At 52.6% G+C, this 5954-nt stretch carries 9 protein-coding genes and 1 tRNA gene; 4 read left to right on the forward strand and 6 right to left on the reverse strand.

Features of this window, described 5'->3' with window-relative positions:
- Positions 1-80: 80 nt before the first annotated feature.
- Entirely contained in the window at positions 81-395 is a 315-nt protein-coding gene (locus HA43_RS18175; RefSeq protein WP_094112305.1) for an ArsR/SmtB family transcription factor, read from the forward strand.
- A 98-nt stretch (positions 396-493) separates the two neighbouring features.
- Here the strand turns inward: HA43_RS18175 and HA43_RS18180 are convergent, their stop codons facing one another.
- Positions 494-679 carry a con-10 family general stress protein gene (locus HA43_RS18180; RefSeq protein WP_094112306.1) on the reverse strand — a complete coding sequence of 62 codons (186 nt, stop codon included), beginning with the start codon at positions 677-679 and terminating at the stop codon, positions 494-496.
- A gap of 283 nt (positions 680-962) precedes the next feature.
- Here HA43_RS18180 and HA43_RS18185 point away from each other — a divergent pair, with 283 nt between their 5' ends.
- Both HA43_RS18185 and HA43_RS18190 read left to right on the forward strand, forming a co-directional pair.
- A complete protein-coding gene (locus tag HA43_RS18185; protein ID WP_094112307.1) occupies positions 963-1199 on the forward strand; it encodes a hypothetical protein in 237 nt (78 codons plus the stop codon).
- Between the two features lie 469 nt (positions 1200-1668).
- Positions 1669-1743, forward strand: a tRNA-OTHER gene (locus HA43_RS18190).
- A 209-nt stretch (positions 1744-1952) separates the two neighbouring features.
- Here HA43_RS18190 and HA43_RS18195 read toward each other — a convergent pair.
- Positions 1953-2138 (reverse strand): con-10 family general stress protein, encoded by a 186-nt coding sequence (locus HA43_RS18195; protein ID WP_094112308.1) that lies wholly within the window; start codon positions 2136-2138, stop codon positions 1953-1955.
- Between the two features lie 293 nt (positions 2139-2431).
- On the opposite strand from HA43_RS18195, the gene HA43_RS18200 reads away from it, so the two are divergent.
- Positions 2432-2659, forward strand: a complete 228-nt coding sequence (locus tag HA43_RS18200; RefSeq protein WP_094112309.1) for a hypothetical protein — start codon at positions 2432-2434, stop codon at positions 2657-2659.
- 529 nt (positions 2660-3188) lie between these two features.
- Here HA43_RS18200 and HA43_RS18205 read toward each other — a convergent pair.
- The 4 genes from HA43_RS18205 to HA43_RS18220 all read right to left on the reverse strand — a co-directional run bounded on the left by HA43_RS18205 (position 3189) and on the right by HA43_RS18220 (position 5184).
- Positions 3189-3428, reverse strand: a complete 240-nt coding sequence (locus tag HA43_RS18205; protein WP_094112310.1) for a DUF2442 domain-containing protein — start codon at positions 3426-3428, stop codon at positions 3189-3191.
- Between the two features lie 800 nt (positions 3429-4228).
- Positions 4229-4651 carry a helix-turn-helix domain-containing protein gene (locus HA43_RS18210; protein WP_094112311.1) on the reverse strand — a complete coding sequence of 141 codons (423 nt, stop codon included), beginning with the start codon at positions 4649-4651 and terminating at the stop codon, positions 4229-4231.
- 10 nt (positions 4652-4661) lie between these two features.
- The gene (locus HA43_RS18215; protein ID WP_094112312.1) at positions 4662-4841 is read right to left on the reverse strand and encodes a Rop family plasmid primer RNA-binding protein; all 180 of its coding nucleotides are present in this window, start codon (positions 4839-4841) and stop codon (positions 4662-4664) included.
- A gap of 103 nt (positions 4842-4944) precedes the next feature.
- Positions 4945-5184, reverse strand: a complete 240-nt coding sequence (locus HA43_RS18220) for a hypothetical protein (protein ID WP_094112313.1) — start codon at positions 5182-5184, stop codon at positions 4945-4947.
- Positions 5185-5954 lie beyond the last annotated feature (770 nt).

Genomic DNA, 5954 nt, shown 5'->3' on the forward strand with positions numbered 1-5954 from the left:
GACAGATCCTCTCTATATGGTGGTACTGAGAAAGGATATACTGATTATCCTGTTTATTATCCCTAATTTTGTGAGGCAGCATGTCACCGGAAAATGCCATTAAGTTACTAGGTAACCCTACTCGGGTTTCTATCCTAAAATGGCTGAAAAATCCAGAAGAGGAATTTGCTGATTATTCTCAGCTTTTTCCTTTCGAAAAATATGGTGTCTGTGCCAGTCTCATTCAGGACAAGGCGGGTTTATCACAACCCGCAACCTCGCTATGCCTAAAAAGTTTGCATGATGCTGGACTACTTGAAGCGATAAAGGTGGGTAAATGGACTTATTACCGCCGCAGCGAATTTCGCATAAAAAAGATGACAGATGCTGTCATTATATCTCTACAGCAGTTATAAAACGGGAAGAAGATGCTACAAATATTCATATCTACCATAACATCCCTTTTGGGCAGGGCATGAAAAAACCCGCCGGGGCGGGTTTTGGGCAACGCGTTTCAGGCATCCTTGCGGCCAGAAGAGCCTCTCTTGCTGATCTGACCACCCTTTCTGCCGGCTTCAATGGCCCGTTCAGGACTGTTTCTGAAATTTCCCCCGCTTGCCTGACCGCCTTTCCGTCCGGCTTCTGCCGCCCGCTCCGGATTTTCCGCAAAATTGCCGGCACCGCCTCTACGTCCCGCCATAACGCCTCCGGTTTGAGTTAAGTAAGACCAGATAAAGCATAGCCTTGACCTTTTCCCTCTGCGCCGGATCAGGCGTGCGCCGCGTTCAGACTGCCGCACCGATCGTTTTTTAAGGCAAAAAAACCCGCTCAGGGCGGGAAAAATTCGTTACAGAGGAATATCTCTGTCTCTGATAGGGCAACGTAAAACTATTTAAGTTCCTTCCCTGCCAGAGCAGCAGTTTTCACGTATCCTGCAGGCTTCGCCTGTCGTACGGGCATAACTCACAGCAAGCAGGTCCACAATGTACGAAAACCAAGACAAAAAGCTGTCTGACACAATAATTGGCGAAGCTATTCTTGAGCTACTCGATGAGAGGACGAGCATAACCAATGCCATGCTGCTTCTGAAGCTCCAGACTTTCCTGATCGCCGCAGATGAAACGTGGCGGAAGACGGCCATACGCGACGCCATCAGAAGCGTTCAGGCGGTAGTCCTGGAAGGCAACACAACAGGCGCACAGTCGTCAGTTACGCACTGAGCGCGGTAACTCCGGGTGAACCGGCCAGCCCCCCGGATTTACCATAACATCTCTTTTGCGCATGACCACAAAAGCCGCTCAGGGCCGTACCGGCTTCATAAAAAAAGCCCCGCAAAACACAACCGCGGGGCCTCAAGCTGAAAACTGGACCGTACACATCACAGGACTCATGCCATTGCGGCATTAAAGTTTGCATAACTGAAAGGAATCACGGTAACTATAGTTTATTATCATGAGATAAGCGGAACGGTCAGATTAATATGTGCAATCTGTGTTTTCACTGCCCGAAATGCGGGAGCCAGACATTCCGATACACCACCGGGAGCGAAAAGCCGCATACGCCTCACGGGGCTGTCTGCAGCCGGTGCGGTACCCGCCTCACGAGCACCTCCTGCGTGTCGCCCAAAAGACAGCTTTCCGGCAAGCCATCCCTCTGACTGTGCTGATCCTGCGCTTTCGGTAGGTTTACACGGGCGTGGTATAAAAGGTATTACATCAGCTGTTACGGCTGAGGATGCGGGTTCAATTCCTGCTGCCCGTTCCATCTTTGTTCCGCAGCATACCAGCGTCCTTTTTTTGAGCGCTTAACAGGATGCAGCCCTGCCAGTCTGGCCTGTATGGCGCTGGCGAAGCCGGTCATAAAATATCGACGGCTCCCTTTTTGCCCCCTCAGCCTGCATGTTGTATTTAACATAACGCTACTTTTGCGCAGGGCATGAAAAAACCCGCCAGGCGGGTCTTCAGCAACTCATCTCAGGAAACCTTGCGCTCAGGAGCACCTCTCCGGCTGATCTTGCCTCCCTTTCTGCCTGCTTCACGGGCTCGCTCTGGGTTATTCTTGAAGTTCCCGCCGCTTATGCGGCCACCTTTTTGGCCGGCTTCTGCAGCCCGTTCTGGATTTTCCGCAAAATTGCCGGCACCGCCTCTACGTCCCGTCATAACGCCTCCGGTTTGAGTTAAGTAAAGCCAGATAAAGCATAGCCTTAACTTTTTCCCTCTGCGCTTAATCAGGCGTGCACAGCGCTCAGACTGCCGCATCGATCGTTTTTTGACGTTTTTAAGGCAAAAAAACCCGCTCAGGGCGGGGAAAATTCGTTACAGAGGAATATCTCTGTCTCTAATAGGGCAACGTAAAGCTATTTAAGTTCCTTCCCTGCCAGAGCGGCAGTTTTCACGTATTCTGTAGGCTTCGCCTGCCGTCCAGGCAGAGCTTTCACAGCAGCAGGTCACGCATGTACAGAAACGAAGAAGAAAGGCTGTCTGACACAGTAATGGGCGAGGCCGTCATTGATCTGCTCGATGAGAGGGCGCGCATAACCAATGCCACACTGCTCCTGAAGCTCCAGACCTTCCTGCTCGCAACAGAGGAACCGTGGCGGGAGGCAGCGATACGCAGCGCTATCAGAGACATCCAGTCGGCAATTCTGGAGGTCGGCAGCAAGGCGTCATCTCTGCACTGAGCGCGGCAGCTCCGGGTGAACCGGTCAGGCACCCGTATTTAACATAAGAGTTCTTGCCCGCACCCCCTGAGAGCCCCTCAGCGCGTTTCTGCGGCCTCCGGGCCAGAACCCGGCCCTTTCCCTGCCCGGAACCGCGAAAATCCGCCCTGATAATTTCTGCGCGGCTGCATGGCTATGCACGCAGGTGAATAGTGGGCGGTTTCACGCGTATGTTGTAACCAAGGGCATATTTCCGGCATAAAACTCATCGGATAACGGTGAACGGGCGCGCAGTTTACTGTGCGGCCGTGAAGCGTTGGCCAAGCCGCCAGGCGCGGCAGCTTTGCAGTGGGTGCATCCGCTACCACTTCGCGAATCCTGCCCTTAGTCTTAACTACAGAAAAATTTCGTCCGGACGAAATTCAGGGTATCGGGCCGCGCCTGATGAAAAGCTCTGGCGCGCCGGCGGTACTCCAGAGACACATCTTGTCCCGCTGTTTTGTGGCGCCGGCGCAGCCGGCTGTGGTCACAAAACATTTCCTGTCCGGCGTTAGGGTGTTCTGACCTGCTGCAGTTTCTGCGTGACCAGAAAGCCCTCAAGGCTCAGATCTTCGTTCAGCCCGTCCCAGTGAATGCCGCGCGGGCTCAGTTCAAACGTTGCAAGCTGCTCTGCGGTGGCGGCGGCCAGCGTGGGAAAATAAGACAGCGGTACGCCCAGGGTGCGCCCGTCGCTCAGCTGCAGCCACATGTTGTAGGGATCAAATTTTGCCGACTTGATAGATACGCTCATCACGACCTCCGGTTGACCGTCACGAATTTACGTTGATAGTATGCCCGGGTAATCCTGTCGTCCATGACGACCACCAATGATCCCACGGCCTGAGAGGATCGCCTTCGGGTGGCTGTAGAGAACACTCCCGCAGCCTGAAAGGGAGAACGCAAAGCGTGGTACATCTGCCCGCCCCTGGAAGCAGATATCGTCACAAACAGCGCACCTACGACGCGACGATGAGGGTACATTTCACAATGCAGTGACCGGCACCGACCGCCCTGCCATCCGCTGCCGGCAGTCATAACCATGACAGCCCGCTACACCCTGCGATCACCATTCCGTCTTCCGGAATGCACCTGTTTGCAGAGGCAAACGCTCCTCCGGACTGAACGGCGTCACTTTGGTTCGAGTGAAACGAGAACAAAGTGACGCGTGAAAAAACCACGCTGCAGCCCCTGCGGCACAACGCCTGACGGCGATCTCCACAATCTGACGTGCACGTATTACGTGTTTTCATACGCCCAGAAGGGGCCTTAACCCAGCGCTGCGGACATCACTGCAGACGTATTCAGAAAGAAAGGAAAATAATCAGCTCGGTATCGATGGCGACACCCGGAAGCGGGTGTGTGGAGGGAGTCTGACGCAAGTCAGCCCGGCGTAAGCGCGAACAGGTCAGCGACCTGGGGAAACCTCGTAAGAACTCAACAATCTGTCATCCCGATGCACAGATACCAGCTGAGACGCAGGAAGCGCAAAAGTAACCGTGTCGTCGGGACCGAAGCACCGGGTAAAAGTAAGGTTACAGGTTTAAAAACCTGTTATTTCCAGAACTGCCACCATTTAGCCGGAGGCGGTAAGGGCTGCTGCGTGTCCTGTTTATGCTCAAGAAGCAGCATTGCCTGCCGAAGGGAGCTGATATGTTCATCCCGGGAGGCTACAGCCTCTTTTAAACCTTCATTTTCCTTCTGTAACAACTCAATTTTATGCTGTAAATCTTGTAAATCAGGACTGTTAACCTGTGTAATTTCCTGCTCTGGCTTTACTGTAAATTCTGTTGCTGCAGGGAAGTTCCCAATGGTGCCAAAAACTCTGATAAGCTCAGATGTATCAATGTTCTTTACAGTCTTTCCCGCCTTTACAACAGACGTAAAGTTAAGTTGTCCACTGTTCATCAGCTTGTAAATGGTAGGGCGACTAATGCCGGCAAGCCTGGCTGCTTCACTGATTGACACTTTTGCCATGCAGATTTCGCTATTCCTGAGTTAACGTTGCCAGAAGACTCCTGTGAAGACGTTCAGCATCCTCATGGAGCTTTTCACACATATCCGCTTCACCGTCAAAATCCAGCTCGTTGAGCCTTTCCAGCAGGAGCAGACTCTGGTCCTGAATGAATTTTGCCATGTTCAGCGCAGTTTTTTGCTGTTTCGTCATCAGACGCTCCGTTGCGTAAGAGCCATATGCTGAAAACAGGTGAAATGACGCTTCCTCGGTTCCCCTGGCTGCGCCAGATGAACGCTGCGGCGAGCGTTACCGGCTAACGACGGAAAGGCTTAGGTTTGATCCAGGTGAATTCAGCGGCCTGACGTTCTTCTGCCCGTGCCTGTTTAGCGGCCTCAGCTTCACGCTGTCCCAGAAGCTGCTCACGGGCAACGCGCAGCACCTCTTTTTTTTCCGGACCGGACAGTTTTTTGCCTTTTGCCCGTTCCGCTGCAAAAACAGCGTCATCAAGAAACTGCTTTTCAGTCTTAGATACAACATGCAGACGACCAGCCATAGACCCTCCAGTTCAACGTCAACAGCCCCCCTTTCCCCCCCGAGCTAGGTCCCCGGCATCCCGGTTTTCCATAGGCTCCGCCCTCCTGACGAACATCACAGAAATCTGCTGATTTCCGGTGCTCAAATCAGAAGGGGCGAAACCCGACAGGACTTAAAGATACCGGACGTTTCCCTCCGGTGGCTCCCTCGTGCGCTCTCCTGTTCCCACCTTACAGCTTAGCCCGTGTCTTTCCGCTGTTATGGCCGCGTTTTCTCATACCACGCCTGACACTGGGTGCTGCTTAGGTGGTTCGCTCCAAGCTGGGCTGTATGCACGAACTCCCCGTTCAGCCCGACTACCACGTCTTGTTCAGGTAACTGTTCTCTTGAGTCCAACCCTGACAGACACGACAAAGCGCCAATGGCGGTAGCCACAGGTAACGGTTTTACGGAGCGAAGTTTGTATAGCGGACTATACACAGAGTTCTTGAAGTGTGAGCCCAACTACAGCTACACTGAAAGGACAGTTTTGGTTACTGCGCTCCGTTTAAGCCAGTTACCTTCGGAAGGAAGAGTTGGTAGCTCTAAATTCCGGCAAACGAACCACCGTTGGTAGCGGTGGTTTTTTTGTTTACAGGATATGAGATTACGCGCAGAGGAAAATTATCTCAAGAAGATCATTTTGGTAGAACTACCAAATTATTGATTTAGTGTGTAGTGGAGTTTTTGAGGTGCATCTATGGCTCCCATCTCCGTACACTTTCATACTAGTGCTGGGACTGAAAGAGT

Source organism: Pantoea eucrina, from assembly GCF_002095385.1.
Lineage (GTDB): Bacteria > Pseudomonadota > Gammaproteobacteria > Enterobacterales > Enterobacteriaceae > Pantoea > Pantoea eucrina.

Coding starts and splice junctions, on each gene's coding strand:
- HA43_RS18175 (WP_094112305.1), top strand. CDS start 81: ATGTCACCGGAAAATGCCATTAAGTTACTAGGTAACCCTACTCGGGTT.
- HA43_RS18180 (WP_094112306.1), bottom strand. CDS start 679: ATGGCGGGACGTAGAGGCGGTGCCGGCAATTTTGCGGAAAATCCGGAG.
- HA43_RS18185 (WP_094112307.1), top strand. CDS start 963: ATGTACGAAAACCAAGACAAAAAGCTGTCTGACACAATAATTGGCGAA.
- HA43_RS18195 (WP_094112308.1), bottom strand. CDS start 2,138: ATGACGGGACGTAGAGGCGGTGCCGGCAATTTTGCGGAAAATCCAGAA.
- HA43_RS18200 (WP_094112309.1), top strand. CDS start 2,432: ATGTACAGAAACGAAGAAGAAAGGCTGTCTGACACAGTAATGGGCGAG.
- HA43_RS18205 (WP_094112310.1), bottom strand. CDS start 3,428: ATGAGCGTATCTATCAAGTCGGCAAAATTTGATCCCTACAACATGTGG.
- HA43_RS18210 (WP_094112311.1), bottom strand. CDS start 4,651: ATGGCAAAAGTGTCAATCAGTGAAGCAGCCAGGCTTGCCGGCATTAGT.
- HA43_RS18215 (WP_094112312.1), bottom strand. CDS start 4,841: ATGACGAAACAGCAAAAAACTGCGCTGAACATGGCAAAATTCATTCAG.
- HA43_RS18220 (WP_094112313.1), bottom strand. CDS start 5,184: ATGGCTGGTCGTCTGCATGTTGTATCTAAGACTGAAAAGCAGTTTCTT.